The 25,221-nt window shown below is 69.4% G+C and carries 24 protein-coding genes; 15 read left to right on the forward strand and 9 right to left on the reverse strand.

What is annotated here, in order from left to right:
* Nucleotides 1–190: 190 nt before the first annotated feature.
* The 3 genes from AC07AG_RS32980 (at nucleotide 191) to AC07AG_RS32990 (ending at nucleotide 4,593) form a co-directional block, all read left to right on the forward strand.
* Entirely contained in the window at nucleotides 191–1,525 is a 1,335-nt protein-coding gene (locus AC07AG_RS32980; RefSeq protein ID WP_478759777.1) for a YopA family protein, read from the forward strand.
* Between the two features lie 479 nt (nucleotides 1,526–2,004).
* A complete protein-coding gene (locus AC07AG_RS32985; protein ID WP_478759778.1) occupies nucleotides 2,005–3,036 on the forward strand; it encodes a hypothetical protein in 1,032 nt (343 codons plus the stop codon).
* A gap of 225 nt (nucleotides 3,037–3,261) precedes the next feature.
* Nucleotides 3,262–4,593 carry a hypothetical protein gene (locus tag AC07AG_RS32990; RefSeq protein ID WP_478759780.1) on the forward strand — a complete coding sequence of 444 codons (1,332 nt, stop codon included), beginning with the start codon at nucleotides 3,262–3,264 and terminating at the stop codon, nucleotides 4,591–4,593.
* 151 nt (nucleotides 4,594–4,744) lie between these two features.
* On the opposite strand, the gene AC07AG_RS32995 is transcribed toward AC07AG_RS32990, so the two are convergent.
* Complete coding sequence (locus tag AC07AG_RS32995; RefSeq protein WP_478759782.1) at nucleotides 4,745–5,059, reverse strand: class I SAM-dependent methyltransferase; 315 nt, start codon at nucleotides 5,057–5,059, stop codon at nucleotides 4,745–4,747.
* A gap of 738 nt (nucleotides 5,060–5,797) precedes the next feature.
* Here AC07AG_RS32995 and AC07AG_RS33000 point away from each other — a divergent pair.
* The 3 genes from AC07AG_RS33000 to AC07AG_RS33010 all read left to right on the forward strand — a co-directional run bounded on the left by AC07AG_RS33000 (nucleotide 5,798) and on the right by AC07AG_RS33010 (nucleotide 7,260).
* On the forward strand, nucleotides 5,798–6,421 hold the full coding sequence (locus tag AC07AG_RS33000) for an RNA polymerase sigma factor (RefSeq protein WP_478759783.1): 624 nt from the start codon (nucleotides 5,798–5,800) through the stop codon (nucleotides 6,419–6,421).
* Nucleotides 6,422–6,512: 91 nt separating this feature from the next.
* The gene (locus AC07AG_RS33005; protein ID WP_478759785.1) at nucleotides 6,513–6,791 is read left to right on the forward strand and encodes a hypothetical protein; all 279 of its coding nucleotides are present in this window, start codon (nucleotides 6,513–6,515) and stop codon (nucleotides 6,789–6,791) included.
* Between the two features lie 94 nt (nucleotides 6,792–6,885).
* Nucleotides 6,886–7,260, forward strand: coding sequence for a hypothetical protein (locus AC07AG_RS33010; RefSeq protein WP_478759787.1), 375 nt, complete (start codon nucleotides 6,886–6,888; stop codon nucleotides 7,258–7,260).
* Between the two features lie 364 nt (nucleotides 7,261–7,624).
* On the opposite strand, the gene AC07AG_RS33015 is transcribed toward AC07AG_RS33010, so the two are convergent.
* Complete coding sequence (locus tag AC07AG_RS33015; protein WP_478759789.1) at nucleotides 7,625–8,299, reverse strand: HEPN domain-containing protein; 675 nt, start codon at nucleotides 8,297–8,299, stop codon at nucleotides 7,625–7,627.
* A 602-nt stretch (nucleotides 8,300–8,901) separates the two neighbouring features.
* Complete coding sequence (locus tag AC07AG_RS33020) at nucleotides 8,902–9,963, reverse strand: aldo/keto reductase (RefSeq protein WP_478759791.1); 1,062 nt, start codon at nucleotides 9,961–9,963, stop codon at nucleotides 8,902–8,904.
* A gap of 117 nt (nucleotides 9,964–10,080) precedes the next feature.
* Between AC07AG_RS33020 and AC07AG_RS33025 the strand changes: the two genes are divergently transcribed.
* Nucleotides 10,081–10,998 (forward strand): helix-turn-helix transcriptional regulator, encoded by a 918-nt coding sequence (locus tag AC07AG_RS33025; RefSeq protein ID WP_478759793.1) that lies wholly within the window; start codon nucleotides 10,081–10,083, stop codon nucleotides 10,996–10,998.
* A gap of 26 nt (nucleotides 10,999–11,024) precedes the next feature.
* On the opposite strand, the gene AC07AG_RS33030 is transcribed toward AC07AG_RS33025, so the two are convergent.
* Nucleotides 11,025–13,244 (reverse strand): MMPL family transporter, encoded by a 2,220-nt coding sequence (locus AC07AG_RS33030; protein ID WP_478759795.1) that lies wholly within the window; start codon nucleotides 13,242–13,244, stop codon nucleotides 11,025–11,027.
* A 133-nt stretch (nucleotides 13,245–13,377) separates the two neighbouring features.
* On the opposite strand from AC07AG_RS33030, the gene rpe reads away from it, so the two are divergent.
* From rpe to AC07AG_RS33055, 5 genes are all read left to right on the forward strand, one after another.
* A complete protein-coding gene (gene rpe / locus AC07AG_RS33035) occupies nucleotides 13,378–14,064 on the forward strand; it encodes a ribulose-phosphate 3-epimerase (protein ID WP_478759797.1) in 687 nt (228 codons plus the stop codon).
* Between the two features lie 216 nt (nucleotides 14,065–14,280).
* On the forward strand, nucleotides 14,281–15,279 hold the full coding sequence (locus AC07AG_RS33040; protein WP_453399652.1) for a sugar-binding transcriptional regulator: 999 nt from the start codon (nucleotides 14,281–14,283) through the stop codon (nucleotides 15,277–15,279).
* A gap of 82 nt (nucleotides 15,280–15,361) precedes the next feature.
* Entirely contained in the window at nucleotides 15,362–15,781 is a 420-nt protein-coding gene (locus AC07AG_RS33045; protein WP_478759799.1) for a guanyl-specific ribonuclease, read from the forward strand.
* Nucleotides 15,778–16,140 carry a barstar family protein gene (locus tag AC07AG_RS33050; RefSeq protein ID WP_361057729.1) on the forward strand — a complete coding sequence of 121 codons (363 nt, stop codon included), beginning with the start codon at nucleotides 15,778–15,780 and terminating at the stop codon, nucleotides 16,138–16,140. The genes AC07AG_RS33045 and AC07AG_RS33050 overlap by 4 nt, the downstream gene beginning before the upstream one ends.
* 174 nt (nucleotides 16,141–16,314) lie before the next feature.
* Nucleotides 16,315–17,757, forward strand: coding sequence for a GuaB1 family IMP dehydrogenase-related protein (locus AC07AG_RS33055; RefSeq protein ID WP_478759801.1), 1,443 nt, complete (start codon nucleotides 16,315–16,317; stop codon nucleotides 17,755–17,757).
* A 73-nt stretch (nucleotides 17,758–17,830) separates the two neighbouring features.
* Here AC07AG_RS33055 and AC07AG_RS33060 read toward each other — a convergent pair whose 3' ends face one another.
* Genes AC07AG_RS33060 through AC07AG_RS33070 form a run of 3 tightly spaced genes read right to left on the reverse strand, consistent with a single transcriptional unit; the run spans nucleotide 17,831 to nucleotide 20,687 of the window.
* Nucleotides 17,831–18,757 (reverse strand): GDSL-type esterase/lipase family protein, encoded by a 927-nt coding sequence (locus tag AC07AG_RS33060; RefSeq protein ID WP_478759802.1) that lies wholly within the window; start codon nucleotides 18,755–18,757, stop codon nucleotides 17,831–17,833.
* A gap of 8 nt (nucleotides 18,758–18,765) precedes the next feature.
* Nucleotides 18,766–19,575, reverse strand: coding sequence for an SDR family NAD(P)-dependent oxidoreductase (locus AC07AG_RS33065; protein WP_478759804.1), 810 nt, complete (start codon nucleotides 19,573–19,575; stop codon nucleotides 18,766–18,768).
* On the reverse strand, nucleotides 19,572–20,687 hold the full coding sequence (locus tag AC07AG_RS33070; protein ID WP_478759806.1) for an LLM class flavin-dependent oxidoreductase: 1,116 nt from the start codon (nucleotides 20,685–20,687) through the stop codon (nucleotides 19,572–19,574). Before AC07AG_RS33070 ends, AC07AG_RS33065 begins: the two co-directional genes overlap by 4 nt.
* Nucleotides 20,688–21,036: 349 nt before the next feature.
* Here AC07AG_RS33070 and AC07AG_RS33075 point away from each other — a divergent pair, with 349 nt between their 5' ends.
* Nucleotides 21,037–22,506, forward strand: a complete 1,470-nt coding sequence (locus AC07AG_RS33075) for an amino acid permease (RefSeq protein ID WP_478759808.1) — start codon at nucleotides 21,037–21,039, stop codon at nucleotides 22,504–22,506.
* Nucleotides 22,507–22,516: 10 nt separating this feature from the next.
* Entirely contained in the window at nucleotides 22,517–22,972 is a 456-nt protein-coding gene (locus tag AC07AG_RS33080) for an Lrp/AsnC family transcriptional regulator (RefSeq protein ID WP_190084898.1), read from the forward strand.
* 64 nt (nucleotides 22,973–23,036) lie between these two features.
* On the opposite strand, the gene AC07AG_RS33085 is transcribed toward AC07AG_RS33080, so the two are convergent.
* Together AC07AG_RS33085 and AC07AG_RS33090 are read right to left on the reverse strand one after the other, a co-directional pair.
* On the reverse strand, nucleotides 23,037–23,195 hold the full coding sequence (locus AC07AG_RS33085; protein WP_478759810.1) for a hypothetical protein: 159 nt from the start codon (nucleotides 23,193–23,195) through the stop codon (nucleotides 23,037–23,039).
* A gap of 216 nt (nucleotides 23,196–23,411) precedes the next feature.
* Entirely contained in the window at nucleotides 23,412–24,053 is a 642-nt protein-coding gene (locus AC07AG_RS33090; RefSeq protein ID WP_478759812.1) for a Repetin, read from the reverse strand.
* 340 nt (nucleotides 24,054–24,393) lie between these two features.
* Here AC07AG_RS33090 and AC07AG_RS33095 point away from each other — a divergent pair, with 340 nt between their 5' ends.
* Nucleotides 24,394–25,182, forward strand: coding sequence for a carbon-nitrogen hydrolase family protein (locus AC07AG_RS33095; RefSeq protein ID WP_478759966.1), 789 nt, complete (start codon nucleotides 24,394–24,396; stop codon nucleotides 25,180–25,182).
* The last annotated feature ends 39 nt before the right edge of the window (nucleotides 25,183–25,221 follow it).

Here is a 25,221-nt window from a genome sequence, read left to right on the forward strand (position 1 = left end):
CTGACGCGAACCACCCCCGGTTGGACTGGGCAAGGAGGACAAGGAAGGTCCCCGAGGCCATCGCTCAACATGACCAACAAGCGCCGACAAGGGAGACACCGTGGCTGGCGCAACAGACTGACGACCGGCCCCAAGGGGCCGCACATTTTGCTGAGCGGCTGTTCGTAGCCGGAAATGAGGAGGTCCGTACATGCCTGATCCGCTGCGAGATTCGGCGTCGCATCCGGTTCAGCCGCTGCATACCTTCAACGACGTCGGAGAAGCACTCGTCCTTCACTCCGGACCAGTTGGAGGGCTTGAAGGTAAGGCGAGGCCGGGGCACGTAGAACTGTCCTGTTCACCGACCTTGAGCCTGGACTGGTGGATAGAGACAGGCCCGGAAGGCTCTCCGCACCTGCCCGGCGAACCGACTCTGTTGCTTAAGCGGCCCTACGGCGAAGCAAAGATCCCGGCCGTTGGACGCGGCACGGATGAGGGCTGGACGAACGGCGCAGATCTTGGCGACGCCGACGCCGCCTTGAGCAGGATCGTCGCTCACTGGGTAAATCTCCCCCGCTTCCGGGAGCAACACCGTCTGACGCAGATGGTCGACGGTGCAGAGCGGTCCTGGAGCAACGGCCGCTGGTGCCACGAGGTTAGTGGGTGGAAGATCGTCATCGATGTACGGCCGGATCACAAAGTGATCTGGGAGCGTCTGCTGAAGAGCCGGCTCTACGCAATGACGCACGCTATGGAGATCACCCGAGCCGACGGCGGTCAGTTCACGGCGGCCGAAGCAGCACATGTCCTTCGCGCGCTCCACGTTGGGCTTTCCTTCTCACTGGGCCGATGGGTGGCGCCAGTTCTCCCCGTAGGCCTGAACGCAGACGGTGAGGTGGCGTGGGAGGAGTGGCGGGTCCTGCACTGCGACCCTGCGCGGAAGCTCTCTACCGGCTGGTGGCTTCCTACGGAGTCCGACGCCCTCGCCAGGTTCCTGGACGGCCTCATTCCGGCATTTTCGGATGCAGGTAGAGCAGACCTGCTTCAGCTCCAGATCAACTACGCGATCAGCGCGATCCGTGATCACGGCTTCGTCGAGCAGCGCGTGATGATCGGCGCCGCCGGGCTCGAGCATGCGATGTGGCAGCGCCTGCGCTTGAGCGGGGTCCTTACAAAGGACCAATACAAGTCATGGAATGCCCACACACGCCTGAGAAAGATCCTCCAGGACGTCAATATCCCCACGCCACTCGACGCTACGCAACATCCTGCGCTCGCCCAGTTCGCCGAGCAGGAGCGGCTGCGGGGAGGTACAAGAATCGACGGACCAGAGGCCGCGACGAGAATCCGCAATCGGCTGGTGCACCCTGAGGGAACCCAGGACACGATCTATGGCATCAGCGGAGTTACGACAGAGGCGTGGCTTCTGATTCGGCACTATCTGTCACTACTGGTCCTCGAATCCTTGGGCTATCGGGGCCGCTATCAGAACCTGGCGAGAGTACGCGGATGGTCCGGCGAACTCGAGAGCACTCCGTGGCCGTGAACCCGCTATTCCCCGGCGACCAGTCGTCTACGGGATCTTGACCTCGTCGCGGATCGGGCGTACGGCCTCGCGCTAGGCCGATTTTCACGTCCCCGGTACGCCCGGCGCACGATGCTGGACTGTTCACTGCGCCCATGTTCCTGCGACTGATGCCGGTCTGTGCGGAGTGGGCGGACGGCTCAGGCCGCAGCCGATGCGGTGATCTGGAGCATCGGCTTCGCCCTGCCCCTGCCCACCTCGCGTCTCTTGCCTGTCGGGTCCACACGGGTACACCCCGCCGACGGGATGCCTGCCCCGGGCGAGCCGCGGGTGCACCTGCTCGGTTGACAGCGGCCACCTCGAATTCCCCACGTACGGCCAGTTGAGGCGTCACTGTCGGTGAGGGATACCCAGGTCGCCCGGGTGCTCCCTCGGGAGGGGGAGGGAGATCGTTCGGGTGGTCGATGCTGGATCGCTGCTGCCGATGCGAAGTTCACAACATGAGCACTGATCTACGGATGATGAAGGTGCCCTGGCACACGTGGAGGCGGCAGGGGCCACGGCGGGTGGGTCGGGCGGCGATGGTCTGGGCGATGGCGTACGCCGGGTTCGGCCTGGTCTGTGCGCTGCGGGCGACTCCACTGTTCGGCTCCAACGGCATCCTGGGGCCCTCCGCGGCGGGGTGGGCAGTCACGGCGGTGGGGACACTGGCGGCTCTGACCTGTGCGGCGGTGTTGCGATACGGACTGCGGCCCGCACTGCGGGTGTTGCTGTGGACGGTGTGCGGCCTGACCGGGTGCGCCGCGTTCAGCCTGCTCATGGATGTGATCATGCTGATGTTCGGCCAGGGCTTGGGAAACTGGGCCGCCGCTGCCAACCATGGGCTGGCGGCGGCCGGGGCACTCTTGCTCGCCGCTACCGCCCGCTCCGGTCGCCCCGTACCTGCCACCGCAGCAGCCCCGACGCCCTCTGCCGCACCCCGGTCGGTTCAACTCGCCGCCTGGGCCGGCACGGCGTCCTTCCTCCCGTATGCGGCGATGAAGCAGGTCTGGGCCTTCGGCGGCACCTTCGCCGGCACATCCGGCGCGGAGATGCGCGCGATCTCCGAGCGCAACGGTGCCTCGGAAATCTGGCTCACTCTGGAGTCCTGGGGCCTGGACGCCACCATGCTGCTGGCCGCACTCGGCGTCTTCCTCCTCTGGGGCCTTGTCCGACCCTGGGGTCAGGTCTTCCCACGCTGGACGCTTTCCCTGCGTGGTCGTCGCGTTCCCCCATGGCTCCCGTTGGCACCGGCCCTGCTCGGCGCAGCCACGCTTGCCCCGTACGGTGTGCTCGGCCTCGGCTACACCGCTCTTGCCACCATGGACGTGCTGACGATGCGGAGCGGCGATTTCCACTCTCCGGATGACGCACTCGTGGTCAGCTGGATCGGCATGGCCGCATTCGCGGGGTACGGATGCGCGCTGGTAATGGCGACGCGCTCGTACTGGCTGCGGACCCGCCACTTGCCCCGTCGCACTGACGCTGTGTAACTGCCCGCGGCCAGATGGCTCCCCACTAACTGGCCGCGGGCGGGGAATCTGAACTGGCCACTGACACTCGGTTACGGCGACTGGACCAGACCGGCCTGCGCTGCCCTCGTCGGCGTCAGCCGCCCGGCCGGGGCGCCGCCCGGCAAATCCGCAGCCTTCTGTACTGACCGCAGCAGGAGGAAAATCGCGAGCGCTGAGCTCCATGCGGCACGTTCAATAGCCCCTGTGACCGAAAAACCCTCTTCTGCTCTGCAGCGCTTCGTGCAAGACGACGATCCCAGCGCGCTCACGCTCATCGTGGAAACCCCTTTGGGAACGCATGTGCGCCGCATACCGCCCGCGTTGCCCTTGCCGACCCACGTCGATCACGGAGCCGGCGCCGAGGCGGCAGCCCACACGGCCGCCGCCACCTGGGGCATGCCCGACTTCGTATTTCAGCAGCAGGCGCACGCTGCCAAGGGATCGGGACAGCGGGAACTCGGCGACCGGCTGCTGCTTGCCGGCCGCCGCGGTGCGGTCGTGCAGGTCAAGGCTCGCACCATCACGCCCAAGCCGGACGCCCTGGAAGCCGGCTGGATCCAGAAGGTCGCGGCCAAGGCGATGAGCCAGGCAAAGGGCACTGTGCGCCAACTGCGCATGATGCCCGCCGACATGATCAACGGACGGAGCCGTGCGCTGCGCGTCGACGGCGACGCGTTCGAGTGGATCGCAGTGTTCCTGCTGGATCATCCGCAGGTGCCTGAGAGCACTGTGGCCACGTGGCAGCCGATAGGCATGCCTGCCATCGCACTGACCCGCCGCGACTGGGACTTCCTCTTCGACCAGCTGCGCTCGACCACCGCTGTGCTCGACTATCTTTTCCGCGCTGCCGGGGAGCCGGCCATCCCGCTCGGCGAGGAACCGGTGCGCTACTACGAGTTCGCCGCCGCAGACACCGCCGCACCGCCTGCGGACCTCGACACCGAGCTGGTGGGGTCGGGCGGCACCCTCTTCTCCACACCGCGGCTGCCGCAGGCTCCGGCCGGTGCCGACGGAACCAACGTCCACTTGGTGATCCGCCTCATGCTGGAGGACATCGCCCTCAGTCCGCTCGACGACTACCTGAGCGAAGCCAACCGTTTCACCTTGCTGTCCGACCTCGACCGGCTGCCCGTATCGGCACGGGCGCAGTGGGGCCGGCTGCTGCTGGACATGCTGGCCGACGTGCCGCAGGTGCCGGAGGAGCACTCCAAGTGGCGCTTTCGTCGGCTGCTCGATCAAGACGGCGTCCACCAGCTCATCGTGGGCGCCGCCACCCGCTTCGATCCCAGCATCCGGGCCAGCTTCTCGGCGTACGTGCAGCTGCGCCACCACGAAGTGACCTCTCGTACGGGCCGCAGCCAGGAGTCGTCTACGCTCGGCGTGCTGCTCACCCCGCGCCATGACGGCAAGAGGCCGTGGGACACGAGCACGGCGCGCGTGCACGGTGATCTTGAGCTGTCCGAGGAAGTAGTGCAGACCTTCAGCGGCATGTGGAACCGCGCGGCCGACGACGGCACGGACAACGCGGACGACTGAGCGCGAGCCGTGCCGCGCGGCCGGGCAGCGCGAAGCACGCCGCCGACCACCGTGATGTTGGGGCACCTGCTGGATCCAGTAGCCGTTGACCGACCGGTCTTCGGTGACTTTGCTGGGCACCTCACACTCGTCGCGCCGCTGCCCAGGTCCCCTAGCCCGCCTCCGCCTCAACTACTGCCCAGGAGCAAGGCAATGCCGCGGTCACGTCGTGCGCGGGGAGGTACAGAGGGCCGTCCGCCCCCAGCTGGTTGATCCAGAGAGAAACACCATCCGGCCGCAAGATTCGGGTGACCTCGAACGGGAATCGCAGTATGTCGACGGCCACCACGATGCGGGCCGCGCCGTCTGCCACCGGAAGCCTTGCGGCGTCGGCGCGTGCTCGGTGCGGGGAACGACCGACGGCTTGCTGCAGCATCCGTTCCGACAAGTCGATACTCACGATCCGGACCGCGTACTCGGTCAGCAAGGGAGGTGAGTGCGCCAGTGCCCGAGCCGATTTCGAGGCACGGCCCACGAGGCAATGGACTGCCCCGGCGCAGGGCTTCGCGTACCAGCACTGGTCGCGGCCCGTCGCTTAGGTCACGTCCCACTCCGTCGCGAGCTCGTCGAACAACCCGGACACGAACTCCGCGGTTGCGGCTATCCAGTCGGTCCTGCCGTGAGCGAGGTCCCGGGTGAAGACTCTGATGCTGTCGACTTGATCGGCCGGTGGGACGGGCTTGCCGGGGGGTTCAAACAGTGCGCACGTGAGATGGCGAATCAAGGGGCTATACGAGCAGAGCGACGGTGAAATGACATCGGCTCAACGATGTAGACGCCCCTCGATTCCTCGACGGAGTCGTGGATCGGTCCCGGTGAGTGTTCGAGCACCCGCGCTCCGCGAGTGCTGCACTGGCTTCCACTGCCGCCCCGGATGACAACGATCCTCGCCGTGATCACCCTCCTACTGGACAACTCACCTCCCGCTTCGCCAGACGCTGGGGACTTGAGTCAGCTCGTGCGCAAAGCTCCCGTCGCGATGCCCCTCGGGCACCTGATCACTCCAGGTGCCCGAGGGGCTTTTCCGGCCCGGTCTGCGAGGAGTTCACCCGATGGGCTGCCGGTGAGTGTGTGCCGAATACAGCTTTGCTGCCCTCCCCGGCCTAGAGGGTGAGAACGCAACCGGGCGTGCTCGAACCGAACTCGACCACCTGGAGGCCCCCCGGTGAAGCACATCCCTCAGCAGCGGGGTGATGAGCCGTCGCGCGAGATCAAGGACGTCGAGAAGATCAGGGAGATCTTCGAAGCGGTCTACCCCGATCTCGTCGGCGAGCTCCTGACGGGGCTGGACTACCAGCGGCTGCGGCGGGCCGAAAAGGAGGACGTCCTCCAAGATGCCTTTGCCGACGCCTGGTCGAGGCTGGACGAGATCCCGGTCATCAGCGTCGATGCCTTCCGCGCGTACATGGAGAAGCAGGTGTACGCCTTCGCGCGCCGCAAGTCGGCGGAGAGGAGGAAGTCCAGGGACGTGGTCGCCGCGGCCGGTGCACTCGCCGACCGCACCGATGAGTCCGACGAACTCAACAACGAGGACGCCGAGATGCCCGACTCGGTGCGCTACGCCGCACCCGAGGACATCCGGGAGATGTGGCGCATGCTCGGCGAGATCCTCAAGGGGCGGCAACTGCAGGTCATGCAGTTGCACTGCGGCGAAGGGCTCACCGGGGAGGAGATCGCCGAGCGACTCGGCGTGTCCCGTCGGGCCGTACGCAAGGCCATGGAGCGGGCCACCGCCAAGCTGGAGCGTCATCGCCCCGACTTCGCACAGCGCTTCAACATTCACCCATAGAACCGATCCGAGGCGGCGGGGCCAGGCCTGCAAACCGTAGGCCCCGCTTCCTCCGATCAGACATCCTCGCCAACCGTGTCAGGGGTACTTCATGAACAATGTCCACGAGCCTAGTGCGGAGGACTGGTTCACCCAGCACTTCCGCGCTCTGCACACCTGGCTGCTCGCACACCATGCGGCCGCCGCGCGCACCGATGCGCGTGACGCGCTGGACCGCATCTACGCCGAGGGCGACCGGCGCCGCGCGGCCCGTACAAGCAAGCCCGCCCGCCGCCGTCGGGCGGGCAGCAAGTTCGGCAAATTCCAGGCCAACGTGCCCATCCCGATCGTCCTGATCGCGTTGGTCGTCGCGACGTACATCACCGGCTAGACCGCATGAAGCCCGCTGCTCACCTGGCGTTGGAACCGAGAGCAGCGGGCTGTGCGGAATTTCCCTCGGTCTCTCCTCGAGTGAAGGACACTCCATGAGTAGTCTGCCCGATCCGCAGGGCCCGCAACACCGCAATACGCCCACGCTTGCCGAACTCCGCGCCGCTCGTCACAAGCTCACCCGCACCCAGCAGCAGGCGGACCTGGCCAAGAAGGAGCTGCGGCGGTTGAAGTACCAGCAGTACCGGGCCGCCCTCGCGAAGGGGTTGCACCATCTCCGGCACCTGCTGTGCGCCGCTCTGCTCGTCACGGGCACGGCGGCCGTAATGCTGGGGTCGGTGTTGTACTTCACCGGGCATTCGGGCGTCGAGCCCTGCTTCATGGCCGCGGCCGCGTCCTTCACGGGGGCAGCCGCCGTACGTGCCCCCGCGCCGCCCCAGCGTCCCTGGGGTACGCCTCCGGACAGCTGAACCATACGAACGGCTCCGCCGGTGCGGCGAAGGCCCTGTTCCCACCCAACGTGATGGGGACAGGGCCTCATTCGTGCCGTTCGGGCTGGCGCTATGGCGCCATGCTCTCGGCCTTCACGGTAGTCGGGCTGGCCGCCGCTGTCTTCGCGCGCCCCGGCATGAGTGCGACCACGAGGACGGTGGTGACGGCGGCCAGGGTCGCGCAGATCCAGGCCACCGCCTACATGCCGGACACAAAGGCCGTCTGGGCGGTCCGCGATCGCCTTCGCCTGGTCGGCCAGCAGCTGCTCGGTTGCCCGGGCGGCTCCGGCGATCGGCGCCGGAACCGCAGTGCGGCTCCGGGCCGCGAATTCACCCTCGTGGGCTACTCATCACTTGGCCAGGGATCCTTCCCCGTCGACTGGCTGACCTTGGAGGCGACATGCTTTTCCGTGCGGTCCACGAGACGCTCGAGATGGTTGTAATACTCGTTGACCTGCGGCTTTGTCACACTGTTGGCCGCTGACCCGCGGTGCGCGATCTCGCCACGGAGTGTGATGAAGTCGTCGAGCTTCTTCTTCGCCCGCTCAATGGTCATGCCAGGCCAGTACCACGTCTTTGAGACGTCCTCGATGCCCACCGCGCTGCCGAAGAGGGTCTCGATCTGAGGGGTCTTGGGTGTATTGAGCTTGCGGTTGCGTTCCTCCTGAAGTCGCTGAAGGCGAGAGGTCAGTACGGTGCGCCATCCGTCGCCGGCCAGTTGCCAGATCGCGAGGTCGTGCTTCTCTGCCTTCAGCTCCTTGGCCACCAGTTGCTGGAGCGGGCCTGGAAGAGCGCTCGCCTTCGGGGCGTGATCAACAAGATGCGTAAGGGCTTCGGCCGCGAGATCTTCGCAGAATGCCTCCCAGAAGGCGGTCAGGAGCACGATGGCGGACTTGTGGAGGGATTCGACCTTCCAACGCCGGCCGGAGGCGTCGCCGGTGATGTCGGTGTGTATTTCGAGCAGGCGGTCGACGTCCTCACAGTTCTTGTTGAACACGCTGCGGGCCTGACTGGTCATCGGCTCTCTCCTGCTAGTGCCCCGTGGATCTTCATCGCGCGTAGTTCACCGTATGCGCGTGTGACCTGTTCCCGAAGCTGTTGATTTTCCTCCGCCAGTTGGCGGTTGCGGGTGGTCGCGACCTCCAGCCGGCGGAGCAGGGAGGCATCCGACGCGCGTTGCTGGGCGGGAACCGGGGGCGCCAAGACTCTGGCCTCTGTCGCTCGCGAAGGCCGTTCATCTCGGCCCTCAGGTCGGGCTGAGTGTAGAGCTAGGACCGCGAGACGCCGGCCTCGCGGGCGACGGCGTCGAATGAGACGGGCTGGCCGGCGACGTCCACGCGTATGCAGGCTGGTGAGGGGATAGTCGGGGGCTTCACTGACGTGGCCGGCCCGTATGTGCGTGCCATCGGCGTTTCCGCTACTGATCGATGGGGCGCTATGCACTCGCTTCGATGTCAGGCCCCTATGGGCCAAGATCGTGAGACAGGTCAGCGGGGGTCACCACATGAGACAACAGCAGGAGTGCAGGTCAGGGCTGCGCTAGGGGTCATGGGGGATCAGAACCTACAGCCGCTCCGGGGCCGGCGGCAGTGCCGCCGGCCCCGGGCGCTCGATCCGGTGTCAGCGGCGGGCCTCGATCGTCAAGTCGCCCCGGGTCACCGTGCGCATCCTGTCGCTCGCGAGCATGCCGTGCGGGAAGCCGAGCTCGATCGCGCTCGCCTCGGCGAGGCGGGCCAGTTGCGATGCCGTGAAGTCGACCTCCAGGGCGCCCAGGTTGTCCTGCAGCTGTGGCAGGGTGCGGGCGCCGATGAGTGATGACGTCACATCCGGGTTCCGCAGGGTCCAGGCGAGGCCGACCTGGGCCGTTGTGCGGCCCAGCTCCGTGGCCACCTCGCGCACGACATCCGCGATGTCCAAGTTGCGTTCGGTGAGACCGCCGGTGGCGATGGTGAAGTCCTTGCGGGTGCCGTCGGCGGCCGGGGTCGTCGCCGTCAGGTCGTCGCGGCCGTACTTGCCGGTGAGCACCCCGCCCGCCAGCGGCGAGTACGGCACCACGCCGAGGCCCATCTCGCGTGCCATGGGGATTAGGTCACGTTCCCCGGTGCGTTCGATCAGGTTGTACTCGATCTGCAGCGCGACCAGCGGCGACCAGCCGCGCAGGTCGGCGATCGCCTGCATGCGCGACACCTGCCAGGCCGGGGCGTTGGAGATCGCCAGGTACAAGACCTTGCCCTGCCGGACCAGATCGTCCATGCCGCGCAGGATCTCCTCGACCGGTGTCGTGAAATCCCATACGTGCAGGTAGAGCAGATCGATGTAGTCCGTGTTCAGCTGTCGCAGGCTGGCTTCCACCGACGTGAACAGGCTTTTGCGGTGCGGGCCCCCGGAATTCGGGTCACCGGGGCGGCGCAGCGTCGAGTATTTCGTCGACAGGACCAGGCTCTCCCGGTTGTCGCGGGTGAATTCGCCGAGGAGACGCTCGGAGCTGCCATTGGTATAGGTGTTGGCGGTGTCGATGAAATTGCCGCCGTGCTCGACGTAGAGATCGAACAGCTTGCGTGCCTCGTCCTGCTCGGCGCCCCAGCCCCATTCGGTGCCGAACGTCGCCGCGCCCAGAGCCAGCGGTGAGACCCGCAGCCCGGAGCGGCCAAGGAGCCGGTAGGTGTCGAGGGTGAGCGACATCGTGTCCTCCTGTGCTTGGTATCCGTTGCCGGGACCAAGACTGTGACCGCCGCGAGCCGGGGATAAGGGAAAGCACTTCCTGGGAACACCAGTCCCACCCTGGCTGTTGGGCCGACCATGACGACCCGCACCGTGGACATGACGACCCGCACCGTGGACATGACGACCCGCACCGTGGACATGACGACGCGCACCGTGGACACGGCGACCCGCACTGTGGACACGACACAGGAGCTCGCCGCGTTCCTGCGGACCCGGCGCGAACGTCTGGACCCGCACGACTTCGGCCTGCCGACGCGACGGCAGGCCCGGCGGACCCCGGGACTGCGCCGCGAAGAGGTCGCCGAGCTGGCCGGGGTCAGCGTCGACTACGTCGTGCGGCTGGAACAGGGCCGCGGGCTGCGGCCGTCGGCGGACGTGGTGGAGGCGCTGGCCCAGGCGCTGCGCCTGGCCCCCGGCGAACGCGCCTACCTCTTCGACCTGACCCGGCAGCGCCCCCGTAACGCCGACAAGCTCGCCACCACCGCGGCGCCGCCGCTGGCCCGGCTGGTGGCCGATCTGTCGCCGCTGCCGGCCATGCTGATGAACCACCGCTACGACATCCTGGCCTGGAACGGCGAAATGGCCAGGCTGCTCGTCGATTTCGGGACTCTGCCGCCTTCACAGCGCAATGCGATGTGGCTGTGCCTGATGCATCCGCGGATCCGTGAGTTCTATGTCGACCGCGAACGCGTCGTGCGGGAGGGGATCGCCCATCTGCGTGCCGCGTGGGCCGCGCATCCCGAGGACCGGGCGCTGACCGATCTCATCACCGAATTCACCACGGGAAACGAGGAATTCGCGCGGCTGTGGGCCGAGCGGGACATCAAGGTCAACGGCCGCGGGCGCAAGGTGATGCGGCATCCCGAGGCCGGTGAGATCGCCGTGGAATTCGAAGTGCTGATGCCCCTTGAGGACCCGGACCAGCGGCTGCTGATCTACCGCGCCGCGGACGAGGAGAGCCGGTCGGCCTTGGAACGGCTGTGCGCAGCGTGACGTGACGTGGGACGACGGAGAACCGCCTACGCGTCCGGCGGAGGCGTGCTCGGTGGAGGTGCGCTCGGCGGAGGCGCGCTCGGCGGGCTGCCCGAGCGGGTGCCTGCGGGCGCACGCAGCGCCGGGTCCTTGCTCAGGGCGTGCGGCCACCACACCTTCGGCCCCACGTCCAGGAACAACGCCGTGACCAGGACGGACCGTACGACGAAGGTGTCGAGCAGGACGCCGAGCGCCACCGCGAAGCCGATCTCGGCGAACGCCACCATCGGGAGCGTGCCGAGCGCGGCGAAGGTGCCCGCGAGGACCAGACCCGCGGACGTGATGACCGCGCCGGTCGCGGCGAGGCCGGTCACGACGCCCGCACGGGTGCCCTGACGGCCCGCCTCCTCACGGATGCGGGTCGACAGGAAGATGTTGTAGTCGATGCCGAGCGCCACCAGGAACACGAAGACGAAGAGCGGGAAGTCCGTGGACTCGCCCGCGTAGTCGAAGAGGTGGCGGAAGGCGAGCGCACTGATGCCGAGCGCGGCGGAGAAGGAGAGCACGACCGTCGCGATCAGGAGCAGCGGCGCGACCAGGGCGCGCAGCAGCACGGCGAGGATCAGCAGGACGACCAGCAGGACGAGCGGGATCACCAGCTTGTTGTCGTGGGCCGTGGCGCGGTCCATGTCCAGGAGGGCCGCCGTGCCGCCGCCCACCTGCGCGTCCGCGTCCGGGACCGCGTGCACCGCGTCGCGCACCCGCTCCACGGTCTGCTTGGCCGCCTCGCTGTCGGCGGGGTCGGTCGGCGTCGCCTCGAACAGGACCTTGCCCCCGGCCTCCGCCTTCGTCCCCGGCGGCACACCGACGCTCGCCGGGTCCACGCCTTGCGTCCGGGCGACCACACCGCGGACCTCCTCGCCCTGGCCGGCGTTGGCCACGATCACCAGCGGGTCGCCGCTGCCCGCGGGGAAGTACTCGGCCTGCACCTCCTGGCCCACGATCGAGTCCGGCTTGTCCGTGAACGAGTCCGCGTTGCTGAGCCCTTCGGCGCGCAGCTGCGTCAGGCCGAGCGCCAGGGCCGCGAGGGCCACCGCCGTGATGCTCCAGGTCAGGCGCGGGCGGTGGGAGATGCGCCGGCCCATGCGGGCCCACACGCCGTGCTCGGTGGGCTCGTCCGAGCCGTTGTGCGGGATCAGCGGCCAGAAGAGCCACCGGCCGCAGACCACCAGGAGCGCGGGGAACAGGGACAGCATCACGAGCAGGGCGACCGCGACGCCGATCGCGGAGACGGGGCCCAGGCCCCGCGTCGAGTTCATGTCGGCGGTCAGGAGCACCAGCATGCTGACGACGACCGTGGCGCCCGAGGCGATGACCGCGGGGCCCGCCCGGTGCAGGGCCAGCTGCATCGCCTCGTGCCGGTCCTCGTGGCGGCGCAGCTCCTCGCGGTAGCGGGCGACCAGGAGCAGGGCATAGTCCGTCCCCGCACCGAAGACGAGGACCGTGAGGATGCCCGCGCTCTGGCCGTTGACCGTCAGACCGGCGTGCTCCGCCAGGAGGTAGATCAGCGCCTGAGCGGTGAAGAGGGAGACGACCGCCGCGATCAGCGGGACGAGCAGGAGGACAGGGCTGCGGTAGGTGATCAGGAGGATCACGATGACGACACCGGCCGCCGAGAGGAGCAGCGTCGAGTCGATGCCCTCGAACGCCTCGGAGAAGTCCGCCGACGTACCACCGGGCCCGGTGACGTGCACCGTGAGCCCGCCCGTGCCCTGGCCCACGGTCTCCCGGATGGAGTCGACCGCGGGCGCGATCCGCTCCCAGCCCTTCTCGTCCATCGTGATGGGCACGAAAATCTGCGCCGCCTTGGCGTTCCCCGGGTCCTTCGTGTCGAAGGCGGGCCCGCGGGTCTCCGCGCCGCGGATGCCATGGGCGGTCAGGGCCTTGAGCTCGCCGGCGTCCTCGGTGATCTGGGCCCGGTCATCGGCGGTGAGACCGCTCTCGCGTGCGTACACGACGATCGCGGGAATCTGTTCGGGCCTGAACTCCTCGGAGATGTCCAGGACTTGGGTCGACTCCGCGGAACCGGGCAGCCACGACGACGCCTGGTTGTCCTGGGCGTCCGTGAGCTTCTGGGCGAGTGGCGCGGCGACCACGATCGCCACCAGCCAGAACAGCACCACTAGCCACTTGGTGCGCCGCCCGCACACCAGCCAGGCCACGCCTCGGCCCGTCCGGCGCTTTCCGTCCGACCGATCGTCTGGCATGGCTTACCCCCGCTGCCCCACGTGGTGCCGGTGGACCGCCCAGCATGGCACGCGGTCCATGGTCAAAGGAGCCGGTTGGCTCACGCTACGGACCGCGGAAGGCAACCGGCGCCGGGCATGGCAGTCTTGGGGCATGGCCGTGCAGATCAACCCCAGCATCCTGTCCGCGGATTTCGCCCGTCTTGCCGAGGAGGCAACGGCGGTCGAAGGTGCCGACTGGCTCCATGTCGACGTCATGGACAATCACTTCGTCCCTAACCTCACCCTTGGGGTGCCGGTCGTAGAGTCCCTGGCCCGAGCGACGGACACGCCGCTGGACTGCCATCTGATGATCGAGGACGTCGATCGCTGGGCTCCGCAGTACGTCGAAGCGGGCGCCGGGTCCGTCACCTTCCACGTGGAGGCGGCCGCCGCACCCGTACGCCTGGCCCGTGAGATCCGCGCCCAGGGCGCCCGCGCCTCCATGGCGCTGAAGCCCGCGACGCCCATCGAGCCCTACGAGGATCTGCTCTCCGAGCTCGACATGCTGCTGATCATGACCGTCGAGCCGGGGTTCGGCGGCCAGGCGTTCCTCGACATCATGCTCCCGAAGATTCGCCGTACCCGCGAGTTGATCAGCAAGCACGGCCTCGAACTCTGGCTCCAGGTCGACGGCGGCGTCTCGGCCGCGACGATCGAGCGCTGCGCCGAGGCCGGCGCCGACGTCTTCGTGGCGGGCTCGGCCGTGTACGGGGCGAACGACCCCGCGGCGGCGGTACGTGCACTGCGCACCCAGGCGTCCGGGGCGATGTCCTCGGCGGCATGGGCATGCGGCCACTGAGCCACGGATACGTGAACGCAGTCCTTCAGGGCTGATCAAGTACGTCGGATCTGCAAGGATGAACGACGAACCCAGTTGCGCCGCGGCAATGCGCGTGAAGCCGTGGCAATGCGCGCGAAGCCGCACCAATGGGTGCGAATGCGTGAATGACAGTTGCTTGAAGTTGCTTGAAATGACAGTGAGGAGATCGTCGTGTCGACGGGCGGCCGGTCAGCCATGCGGATGGGACCCGCGGAGCTGGTGCAGGCGGCGGCCATGGCCCGCCGCTTCTATCTCGAGGGCAAGTCCAAGATCCAGATCGCCGAGGAGTTCGGCGTCAGCCGCTTCAAGGTGGCCCGGGTCCTGGAGACGGCTCTCGAGCGCGATCTCGTACGGATCGAGATCCGTGTGCCCGCCGAGCTGGACGCGGAGCGCTCGGACGCGCTCCGTGCCCGCTACGGCCTGCGGCACGCGGTCGTCGTCGAGTCGCCGTCCTCCGCCGACGAGGTCGACGAGTCGCCCGACCCCGAGAACCTCGGTGAGGTCGCGGCCGACCTGCTCGGCGAACTGGTGACCGAGGGCGATGTGCTCGGCCTGGCGTGGGGGCGCTCGACCATCCACATGGCCGCCGCCCTCGACCAGCTGCCGCCGTGCACGGTCGTGCAGCTGACGGGTGTGTACGACGCGGGGACCGCCGAACGCGGCTCGGTCGAGGCCGTGCGGCGTGCCGCGCAGGTCTCCGGCGGCGAGGCCCACCCCATCTACGCGCCGATGCTCCTGCCGGACCCGGCCACCGCCGCGGCCCTGCGCAACCAGACCGGGATCGCGCGGGCGTTTGAGTACTTCGACAAGGTCACCGTCGCCGCTGTCTCCATCGGCTCCTGGGAGCCCGGCATCTCCACCGTCCACGACATGCTCAGCGACGAGGAGCGCGCGCACTACGCCTCGCTGGGTGTGGCCGCCGAGATGTCCGCGCACCTCTTCGACGCCGAGGGGCGTCGGGTCGGGCGTGACCTGGGGGAGCGGTGCATCACCGTCGAAGCCGACCGGCTGCGACGGATTCCTGAGGTCGTCGCCATCGCGGGCGGGCAGCGGAAGGCCGCCGCGATCGACGCGGTGCTGCGTTCGGGGCTGGTGACCAGCCTCGTCACGGACACCGCTGCCGCCGATCAGCTGATGGTCATGGGGCACACGCCGCATCCCGCGCTGGACCGGGCGGACCCGGACGGGAGCTGAGGCTCGGCGGGCCCGCTGTGGCTGAGTGCGGCGCTCCTTCGGGGCGCTGCCGTGCGGGGTCGGCTGTGGCAGCATCTGCCCCATGGTGCTCCGGTTTGTCCCCCGTGTGCTGGGTGTGCTGCTGTGCTGTCTCGCGATCCTGGTCACGGGGTGTTCCTCGGGTGGTGGCGGCGAAGCGGAAAGCTCCGCCTCCGCCCCCGCCTCCGCCCCCGCCTGGGCCCACGGCATGGCGACCGTCCCCGTCGACCGGCTGCCCGCCGAGGCCCGGCGGACGTTGCGGCTCATCGATGACGGCGGGCCCTTCCCGTACGCCAAGGACGGCTCCGTCTTCGGCAACTTCGAGGGTGAGCTGCCCCAGCAGCGGCGCGGCCACTACCGCGAGTACACCGTCCGCACCCCCGGCGAACGCGACCGTGGCGCACGGCGGATCGTCACCGGGAGCGGCGGCGAGACCTACTACACCGACGACCACTACACGTCCTTCAAGGCGGTACTGAGATGACGTCCGAGCCGATGCAGCCCGTGCTGGAGGCCGTCCGCGCCGCCGGCATGGCCACCGTCTCGCTCGACCTGAGCGGCGTGAGCGACAAGGCGGCCTTCATGGACCGCTGCGCCCGCGCGCTCGAGCTGCCCGACTGGTTCGGGCGCAACTGGGACGCGCTCGCCGACTGCCTCACCGACCTGGGCTGGGCGCCCGCCGCACCCGGACGGCTGCTCGTCGTCAGCGGCTGGCAGGAGTACGCCGAGGCGGCGCCCCAGGAGTGGATCGTGGCCCAGGAGGTGTTCACCGACGCGGTCGAGTACGCCAGGGGGCGCGGGACGGGCCTGGAGATCGTTCTCGCGCTCGGCACCCGGGCCTGAGCGGACGGTGACCGTCGCGGCCGGTACTTGGAGGTTCCGACCAGGGCTCTTGGGCCCCGGCTGGGTGATCATCCCAGGCGGTGCACCGCCCCGGACATGGGACACTGAAGTACGTGCTTTTCCCTCGGCCTAACTGTCCGGGGGCCACCTCTGATCGACTGGGATGAGCAGCACGTGCGTTTCCTCAATGACATCCAGCCTGCGTACGACCTGACGTACGACGACGTCTTCATGGTGCCGCGGCGCTCCGCCGTCGGATCGCGCCAGGGCGTGGACCTCTCGTCGCCGGACGGCACCGGCACCACGATCCCGCTGGTCGTCGCGAACATGACCGCGATCGCCGGACGCCGCATGGCCGAGACCGTCGCCCGCCGTGGTGGCCTCGTCGTGATCCCGCAGGACATTCCGATCGAGGTCGTCACCGAGGTCATCTCCTGGGTCAAGACGCGCCACCACGTCCTGGACACCCCGATCGTCCTGGCCCCCACGCAGACCGTCGCCGACGCGCTCGCCCTGCTGTCCAAGCGCGCGCACAACGCGGGCGTCGTCGTGGACGCCGACCAGAAGCCGATCGGCGTCGTCACCGACACGGACCTGAACGGCGTGGACCGCTTCACCCAGATCTCCGAGGTCATGTCCAAGGACCTCGTGCTCCTTGACGCGGACATCGACCCGCGCGACGCCTTCAACAAGCTGGACCACGCGAACCGCCGCTATGCCCCCGCCGTGGACAAGGACGGCCGCCTCGCGGGCATCCTGACCCGCACGGGTGCCCTGCGCGCCACGCTCTACTCGCCCGCCGTCGACGCCAACGGCAAGCTGCGCATCGCCGCCGCCGTCGGCATCAACGGCGACGTCGCGGCCAAGGCCAAGCAGCTCCTCGACGCGGGCGCGGACACGCTCGTCGTGGACACCGCGCACGGCCACCAGGAGTCGATGATCGCCGCGGTCAAGGCCGTGCGCGGACTCGACCCGCAGGTGCCGATCGTCGCGGGCAACATCGTGGCCGCCGAGGGTGTGCGGGACCTGATCGAGGCCGGTGCCGACATCATCAAGGTCGGCGTGGGCCCCGGCGCCATGTGCACCACGCGCATGATGACCGGCGTCGGCCGGCCGCAGTTCTCCGCGGTGCTCGAATGCGCCGCCGAGGCCAAGAAGTTCGGCAAGCACGTGTGGGCCGACGGCGGTGTCCGGCACCCCCGTGACGTCGCCATGGCGCTCGCCGCCGGTGCGTCGAACGTCATGATCGGTTCGTGGTTCGCCGGGACGTACGAGTCCCCGGGCGACCTGCAGCAGGACGCCAACGGCCGCCTGTACAAGGAGTCGTTCGGCATGGCGTCGGCCCGCGCGGTCAAGAACCGCACGAGCGAGGAGTCGGCCTACGACCGCGCCCGCAAGGCGCTGTTCGAGGAGGGCATCTCGACGTCCCGGATGTTCCTGGACCCGGAGCGGCCCGGCGTCGAGGACCTGATCGACTCGATCATCGCGGGTGTCCGTTCCTCCTGCACGTATGCGGGCGCGGGGTCCTTGGAGGAGTTCGCGGAGCGGGCCACCGTGGGTGTGCAGAGCGCCGCGGGCTATGCGGAGGGCAAGCCGCTGCACGCCTCCTGGAGCTGACCGCTGCGCGGGGAGCTGCCGTAGGCCACTGGTGCGGATGCGCCGTGGCTGGTCGCGCAGCTCCCCGCGCCCCTTACGGGGCGTCGGCCGCCGCCACGGCTTTCGCCAGCAGGGCGTGGCCCTCGTCGCCCGGATGCACCCCGTCCACCAGGTGCCCGGCGTCCAGCAGTTCGCCGCCCGGCAGCAGATCGGTCCCCGCGTCCAGGGCCGCACGCTCCACGGCGGCCCGCAGGTCCCCGAGCGTGGCGCCGAGCGCGTTCGGTGTCCGCTCGGCGTCCGGGCGGACCACGGGGGAGACCACCAGGAGAGGGGCGTCCGGGTGGCCCCTGCGCACCAGGCCGAGGAACGCCCGAACCGTCTCGTAGAGCAGCCCCGCCGAATGCGGCGTACGCGACCAGCAGTTCGTGCCGAGGGCGATAGTGATCAAGTCGGCGTCCAGCGAGGCGAGTTGCTCGGCCGTCGCCACCTCCCCGCGTGCCGCGCCCGCGTACCCGAGGTTCACCGTCTCCACTCCGAGTGCCCGGCCCGCAAGCGCGGGCCACGCCAGATGGGGACGCGATGCCGACCAGCCTTCCGCGATCGAGTCCCCGTGGACCAGCCAGCGCGGCCGGCGTTCGGCGGGCCGCAGGCTGCCGTCTACCGGGCGTACAGCGTGCAGGACGGGCCGCAGGGCTTCCGGCAGGTACAGGGTGAACTCGCCGTCGGGGCAAGGGAGATGGATCAGTGCCCGGTGTTCGCCGGGAGCCGCGGGGGTGTCCACGCCGTCCTCGCCCGCGAGAAGCGTGAACACCGCGGGCACGTCGCGGTACGAGTCCGCCCCTGAGGGCGGCGACGCGGTGTACTCGACCTCCACCGCGCTCACTCCCCGCGCCTCGAACTCCAGCCTGACCCCGGCCGGGAGGCCCGCCCGCTCCCACGTGTCCCGGGGCAGCCGATCCCGGTCGGCCGGGTCGGCGCGCACCACCCGGCCGTCCTCGGTCCACCAGGGTGCGCCCCGCACGAACTCCCTCACCGCGCACCCCCGATGGTCGGATAGGGGAACTTCACGCCGACCCCGCCGTCCACGACGAGCGTCTGCCCGGTGACGTACGAGGACAGCGGCGAAGCGAAGAAGAGCAGGGCGGATGCGATGTCCGAGGTCTCGGCCACCCGGTCGAGCGGGGCGTTGCGGGCGTTGCGCGCACGGCCCTCCTCGCCGATCAGGCCCGCCACGCGCGGCGTCCAGACGACGCCGGGCGCCACCGCGTTGACCCGTACACCGCGCGGGCCGTACTCCACCGCCGCCGAGCGGACCAGGGAGATCAGGCCCGCCTTGGCCGCGCCGTACGCGGCGTGCAGGGGCGCCGCCGTCAGGCCCGACACCGACGCGACGAAGACCAGAGGGCCGCCGCCCGCTTCGGCCAGCGCCTGCCCGCCGTACTGGACCGCGAGCCAGGCGTGCCGCAGGACGAGGGAGAAGTGCCAGTCCCAGGACGCGTCGTCCAGCTCGTCCAGGGGCGTGTAGCGGGCCATGCCGACGATGTCGACCACGCCGCCGATTGCGCCCAACTCCCGCCGTGCGTAAGCGAAGAGCTCCCGTACCGCGTCGCGGCGAATCACGTCCGCGACGTACGCGACGGAGCCCGTCTCGGCCGCGACCGCTTCGGCGCGGCCCTTGTCGAGATCCACGCACAGGACGCGCGCTCCCGCGGCCGTGAGCGCGTGCGCGGTCTGGCGGCCGATGCCGTTGCCCGCGCCGAGCAGGACGAAGGCACGGTCGTCCAGGCGGTGGAGGGCGGCGTAGTCGGGGACGGGCGAGGTGTCGAGGGGCTCGCTCACGGCGTCGTCCGCCGGGGCTTGTACGACGCCAGTTCCGGGATGACTTCCTTGCCCAGGATCTCGATCGTGCGCAGGATCTCCTGGTGCTCCAGATAGCCCCACTGGACGTAGCAGATGAGCTGGTCGATGCCGAGGTCGGCGTAGTGCTTGGCCTTGCGGACGATCGTCTGGGCGTCGCCGATGAGGATCATGTCGCCGTCGTCGAACTCCTCGACGGGGACGCTCCCTTCGATGATCGGCGTGAGGAGGGGGAAGGTGCGCTCGCGCTCCTCGGGGGTCAGGTGCGGCAGCTCCCAGTCGAGCGTGAACTGGGCCAGGTTGCGGTACCACCAGGCCACCGAGTCCCAGACCCTTCGCGAGGGCCGGTCCGCCACGTGCACCAGCGTGTACGCGCTGACGCGGTCCGTGGTGACGTCCGTGAGGGGGGACGGCGTGCGCGCCGCGGCGCGGTAGGCGGCGACCTGACGGGCCATCGCGTCGAGCGGCTGCATGATCGAGAAGGAGAGCAGGCCGAGGCCCGCCGCACCCGCGACCTCCGCCGAACCGGGTGACGTCGCCGCCATCCAGCACGGGGGATGCGGATCCTGGACCGGCTTCGGTGTGACCATCCGGCGGGGGAAGGAGAACCGCTCGGACTCGTAGGCGAAGTACTCCTCGCGCCACATGCCCGTCACGATCTCGATCGCCTCGCGCCAGTCGGACCGCGACTGCTCCCTGTCGACGCCAAAGGCGCTCTGTTCCATGGGAGTTGAGCGCCCCGTGCCCCACTCCACGCGCCCTTCCGAGAGCACGTCCACCGCCGCCACCTTCTCCGCGATCCGCTGCGGGGGAGTGAAGCCGAAGGGAGTCAGGGTGACGCCGAAGCCGAGGCGTATCCGCTCGGTGAGCGCCGCGAGATGGCCGAGGAGCACCTCGGGTGCCGGGCAGTGCGAGCGGCCCTCGCGGAAGTGGTGCTCCACGGCCCACACCGTGCGGAACCCGACCCGGTCGGCGAGCCGGATCTGCTCCACGGCCTCGCGGTAGGCGCGCTGCTCGGCGGTGCGCTGCCCGTGCGGATGGGGTCCGTTCCAGGGCTTCGGTACGTCGATCTCGTACAGCACATCGAGGTCCATGGCCTGCTGCCTCCCTCTCGACCGGGGCGCGGCCGGGGCGACCGGGGTGCGCGATCGGCTCGACCGGAGTGCACGATGGGGGAGATCTGACGAAGTGTCAATGACTGTCAGGGAGCCTCGGCGCGCAACGGACGAAACGGACCGCGCAACGAAGACCCGCGGGAAGGGGAAGTACGCAACGATCATGCGGTCCTGCGCAAGGTTGCTGCATTACGTACGTGAAGCACGCCTCATAGAGTCATCCGCTGTACGTGGTGTGGCGGGGACCGCCTGCTCGGCGGTCCCCATCCATGCGTGGGGCCTGCCGCCGGTCCCGCCGCCCTGACCGGCAGCGATGAAGGAGCCACGCGTGCTCGACCAAGGCGCACCCCCGCAGAACCGCCCAAGCCCCCCGGGGGTCACGGGACTTGGCCGCCGCTTGATGCGGCGCAAGCCGGTGGAACTCCTGGTCGCGGAGGGCGGCCAGGGCGAGGGCGGCTCCCTGCGGCGCTCCCTCGGCATGTGGCAGCTGACCATGATCAGCATCGGTGCCACGCTCGGCACCGGCATCTTCGTCGTCCTCGGCGAGAGCGTCCCCAAGGCCGGGCCCGCCGTCACGATCTCCTTCGTGATCGCCGGACTCACCGCGCTCTTCTCCGCGCTCTCGTACGCCGAGCTCGCGGGCTCCATACCGGTCGCGGGCTCCTCGTACTCATACGCGTACGCAACGATGGGTGAACTCATCGCCTGGGTCTGCGGCTGGTGCCTGGTCCTGGAGTACGGCGTCTCGGTGGCGGCGGTCGCCGTCGGCTGGGGCGAATACCTCAACGAGCTGCTCGACGGGACCATCGGCGTCACGATCCCGGACGCGCTCTCCGCGGCGCCCGGTGAGGTCGACGGCGCCATCATCAACCTGCCCGGCCTGATCGTCGTGCTGCTCGCCATGGTGTTCCTGCTCGGCGGCGCCAAGGAGTCGGCGACGGCCAACACGATCATGGTCATCGTGAAGATCGCCGCGCTCGTGCTCTTCTGCACCATCGGCTTCATGGGCTTCAAGTCCGGCAACTACTCGGACTTCATGCCGCTGGGCACCGCCGGGGTCAGCGCCGCCGCGGCGAGCCTCTTCTTCTCGTACATCGGCTTCGACGCCGCATCCACCGCCGGTGAGGAAGCGAAGAACCCGCAGCGCGACCTGCCCCGCGCGATCATGCTCTCGCTGATCATCGTCACGTCCCTCTACGTCCTGGTCGCGGCCGTCGCCGTCGGCGCCTGGAACTGGAAGGACTTCGAGGGCTCCGAGGCCACGCTCGCCGCGATCATGAACGACGTCAGCGGCCAGAGCTTCTGGGGCACGCTGCTCGCCGCCGGCGCGGTCATCTCCATCGCGTCCGTCGTCCTGACCGTCCTCTACGGCCAGACCCGCGTCCTGTTCGCCATGTCCCGCGACGGCCTGGTCCCCAAGGTGTTCGGCAAGGTCAGCAAGAAGACCGGCACGCCCCGCGTGAACACGGTCATCGTGTCGCTGTTCTGCGCCGCCCTCGCCTCCGTCATCCCGCTCGGCAAGCTCGTCGACGCCACCAGCATCGGTACGCTCTTCGCCTTCGGCCTGGTCAACATCGCGGTGATCGTGCTGCGCCGGACCCGCCCGGACATGCCCCGCACCTTCCGGGTGCCGCTCGGCTGGCTCTTCCCGGTGCTCGGCTTCGGCTTCTGCGCCTACAACATGTTCAGCCTCGACTCCATCACCTGGACGGTCTTCGGTGTCTGGATGGCCGTCGGCCTCGTGTTCTACTTCCTGTACGGCATGAGCCGCTCCCGATTGGCCTCCGCAGAGAAGTGATCCACCCCCAGTGCGACTGAACGATCTCGACGAACGCATCGTGCACGCCCTCGCCGAGGACGCCCGCCGTTCCTACGCCGACATCGGCCAGCTGGTCGGGCTCTCCGCGCCCGCCGTGAAGCGGCGCGTGGACCGGCTCCGGGAGACCGGGGCGATCACGGGATTCACCGTGCGGGTCGACCCGGCCGCGCTCGGCTGGGAGACCGAGGGGTTCATCGAGATCTACTGTCGCCGCAACACCTCGCCGGAGGCGATCCGGCGGGGGCTCGAGCGCTATCCGGAGATCGCGTCCGCCTCCACCGTCACCGGGGAGGCGGACGCGGTCGTCCAGGTCTTCGCCGCCGACATGCGGCACTTCGAGCGGGTACTGGAGCGGATCGCGGGCGAGCACTTCGTGGAGCGGACGAAGTCCGTGCTGGTGCTTTCTCCTCTGATGCGGAGATTCTCCTCGGGGTCGCCCGCCTAGCCCATCGGCCGCGGATGCGTTGTGGCTGGTCACGCAGTTCCCCGCGCCCCTTCGGGGAGCTCCCCTAAGCCCGCGGCTGCGTCATGTAGCTGGTCAGTGCCACAGTCTCGCGCTCGTGCCGGACCTCCGACGCGGCGGCCGGAACCGATGCCCCGATGGCGAGCACGAGCAGGACTCCCAGGGCTACGGCGACACGTTTACGGGTGAGGGCGGTACGGCTCATCGGGCTCACGGGAGGTCCTCCGTCTGCGGTGCCTGTGCCCGGTCCCTCCGGGCGGGATCAACACTCCCGTGGGCCGGCGCCCCGCACATCGCACGTGAGGCGGTGACCGCCTCCGCCGCGTGGCGGGGGCGGCGGCTTCCGGGACCCTCCTCGGGGAGGAGCCGCCCGACCCCTGTACGGGTGGCTCCCCGGTTCCGTGGCTGTCGCGGTCGGGTGTCAGTTCGTCGGGTACGGCACCTTCCACGGCACGACGTCGAAGTCGCCGGTGCCCTTCTTGACCTTCTCGTGCGGCGCCGAGCTCGTGCACTTGGTCAGCTTCTTGGTGTTGTCGGGGACGCCCGTCGCGGCCCAGCTGTACCCCACACGGTCCTGCCCGCCCTGGTCGTGGACGGTGAAGCCGACGCGGCCGCCCTTGATCTGCTTCAGGTTCGTGTCCGTGATGACGCCGGTTGCCGTGGCGACCTTGCCGCCCGTCATCAGGCAGTCGATGCGGCCCTTCGCCCAGCCGCCCTCGCCGCCCGGCTTGTCCAGGTGGACGAAGTGGAAGGTGCCGGTCGCCTTGGTCGGGTCACCGTTGTTCTTCGCCGCCAGGTGCGCGTCGAAGGTGAACGTCACGTCCTCGGTGGTCTTGCGGTACATCTTCGCCGAGCCGGTGAGCGCGGCCGCCTCACGGGGCTTGGCCTGGGCGTCGGTGGGTGACGCGGAGCGCGCCGTGTCCCTGTGCGCCGTGCCGGGGTGCGCCGCGTCGTCGCCGGACGCGACGGCCACGCCCGCGGCCCCGGCGGTCAGAAGCAGCGCGGCGCCCACGGCGATGGCGCGGGGGTAGTTGCGGTGGCGGGGCGAGGTCGTGCGGCTCATGGGAGCCCTCCGTCTTCGAGGCCGTTCACCCGGCGTTTCCGGGTGGGATCACGCTCTCGCGGAAGGGGGTCCGGCACGTCAGGCCACGGGCGGGACCCCGCTTCCGCCGCGCGGCGGGGACCCGAGGCGGACCCCTGCGCCTGGAGGCGGACACCCCCGATACCCGAGGCGCACGGCACCGCGCAACGAATCGCCGCAGAGGGCCCCGCACGCGCAACGGATCGAGCATCTGCCCGCAACGCTCGCGCCTTGTCCGGCCAGGCCCGCCGACCGTACGGTCTAACGGTCCCCACCAGTCCGTCAGTCCCTTCGCATGCCCCGAGGTCCCGCCATGCCCCCGCTGCGCACCGCCCTGCTCCAGAGCTCGGGCCGCCCCGGCTCCGTCGCCGCCAATCTGAAGGCGCTCGACGAGGCCGCCGCCCGTGCCGCCGCTGCGGGCGCGGGCCTCGTGGTGGCCCCCGAGATGTTCCTGACCGGGTACGCGATCGGCGACGACGTGGCACGCCTCGCCGAGCCCGCCGAAGGGGCGTCCGCCACCGCGATCGCCGAGACCGCCGTACGCCACGGCGTCGCGGTCGCCTACGGCTACCCGGAGCGGGACGGCGAGCGGGTCTTCAACTCCGTCCAGCTGATCGGTCCCGACGGCGCGCGCCTGGCGAACTACCGCAAGACCCACCTCTTCGGCTGCTTCGAGCGCGACTCCTTCACCCCCGGCGAACAGGCCGTCGTACAGGCCGAGTTGGGCGGTCTGCGGATCGGCCTGATGATCTGCTACGACGTGGAGTTCCCGGAGAACGTCCGCGCGCACGCCCTCGCGGGCACCGACCTGCTGCTCGTGCCCACGGCCCAGATGCACCCCTTCCAGTTCGTCGCCGAGTCCGTCGTGCCGGTGCGGGCCTTCGAGAACCAGATGTACGTCGCGTACGTCAACCGGGTCGGCAAGGAAGGGGAGTTCGAGTTCGTCGGGCTCTCCACGCTGGCCGGTCCCGACGGCGTCGCGCGCACCCGCGCCGGACGGGACGAGCAACTGGTGTTCGCCGACGCCGACCCGGCCTTCCTCGCCGCGTCGCGCGAGGCCAACCCCTATCTGCGCGACCGCCGCCCGGGTCTGTACGCGTCCCTGATCTGACCCTCCCCCCCTTCGAGCTCGCCCTTCTTCTGTTCTGCC

The organism is Streptomyces sp. NPDC044044, assembly GCF_056434405.1.

What these genes read in the sequence shown, in the direction of transcription:
- AC07AG_RS32985 (WP_478759778.1), top strand. Translation starts at nt 2,005, where the DNA reads ATGAGCACTGATCTACGGATGATGAAGGTGCCCTGGCACACGTGGAGG.
- AC07AG_RS33045 (WP_478759799.1), top strand. Translation starts at nt 15,362, where the DNA reads ATGGTGCTCCGGTTTGTCCCCCGTGTGCTGGGTGTGCTGCTGTGCTGT.
- rpe (WP_478759797.1), top strand. Translation starts at nt 13,378, where the DNA reads ATGGCCGTGCAGATCAACCCCAGCATCCTGTCCGCGGATTTCGCCCGT.
- AC07AG_RS33085 (WP_478759810.1), bottom strand. Translation starts at nt 23,195, where the DNA reads ATGAGCCGTACCGCCCTCACCCGTAAACGTGTCGCCGTAGCCCTGGGA.
- AC07AG_RS33040 (WP_453399652.1), top strand. Translation starts at nt 14,281, where the DNA reads ATGCGGATGGGACCCGCGGAGCTGGTGCAGGCGGCGGCCATGGCCCGC.
- AC07AG_RS32980 (WP_478759777.1), top strand. Translation starts at nt 191, where the DNA reads ATGCCTGATCCGCTGCGAGATTCGGCGTCGCATCCGGTTCAGCCGCTG.
- AC07AG_RS33050 (WP_361057729.1), top strand. Translation starts at nt 15,778, where the DNA reads ATGACGTCCGAGCCGATGCAGCCCGTGCTGGAGGCCGTCCGCGCCGCC.
- AC07AG_RS33020 (WP_478759791.1), bottom strand. Translation starts at nt 9,963, where the DNA reads ATGTCGCTCACCCTCGACACCTACCGGCTCCTTGGCCGCTCCGGGCTG.
- AC07AG_RS33025 (WP_478759793.1), top strand. Translation starts at nt 10,081, where the DNA reads ATGACGACCCGCACCGTGGACATGACGACCCGCACCGTGGACATGACG.
- AC07AG_RS33010 (WP_478759787.1), top strand. Translation starts at nt 6,886, where the DNA reads ATGAGTAGTCTGCCCGATCCGCAGGGCCCGCAACACCGCAATACGCCC.
- AC07AG_RS33090 (WP_478759812.1), bottom strand. Translation starts at nt 24,053, where the DNA reads ATGAGCCGCACGACCTCGCCCCGCCACCGCAACTACCCCCGCGCCATC.
- AC07AG_RS33030 (WP_478759795.1), bottom strand. Translation starts at nt 13,244, where the DNA reads ATGCCAGACGATCGGTCGGACGGAAAGCGCCGGACGGGCCGAGGCGTG.
- AC07AG_RS33015 (WP_478759789.1), bottom strand. Translation starts at nt 8,299, where the DNA reads ATGACCAGTCAGGCCCGCAGCGTGTTCAACAAGAACTGTGAGGACGTC.
- AC07AG_RS33005 (WP_478759785.1), top strand. Translation starts at nt 6,513, where the DNA reads ATGAACAATGTCCACGAGCCTAGTGCGGAGGACTGGTTCACCCAGCAC.
- AC07AG_RS33070 (WP_478759806.1), bottom strand. Translation starts at nt 20,687, where the DNA reads ATGGACCTCGATGTGCTGTACGAGATCGACGTACCGAAGCCCTGGAAC.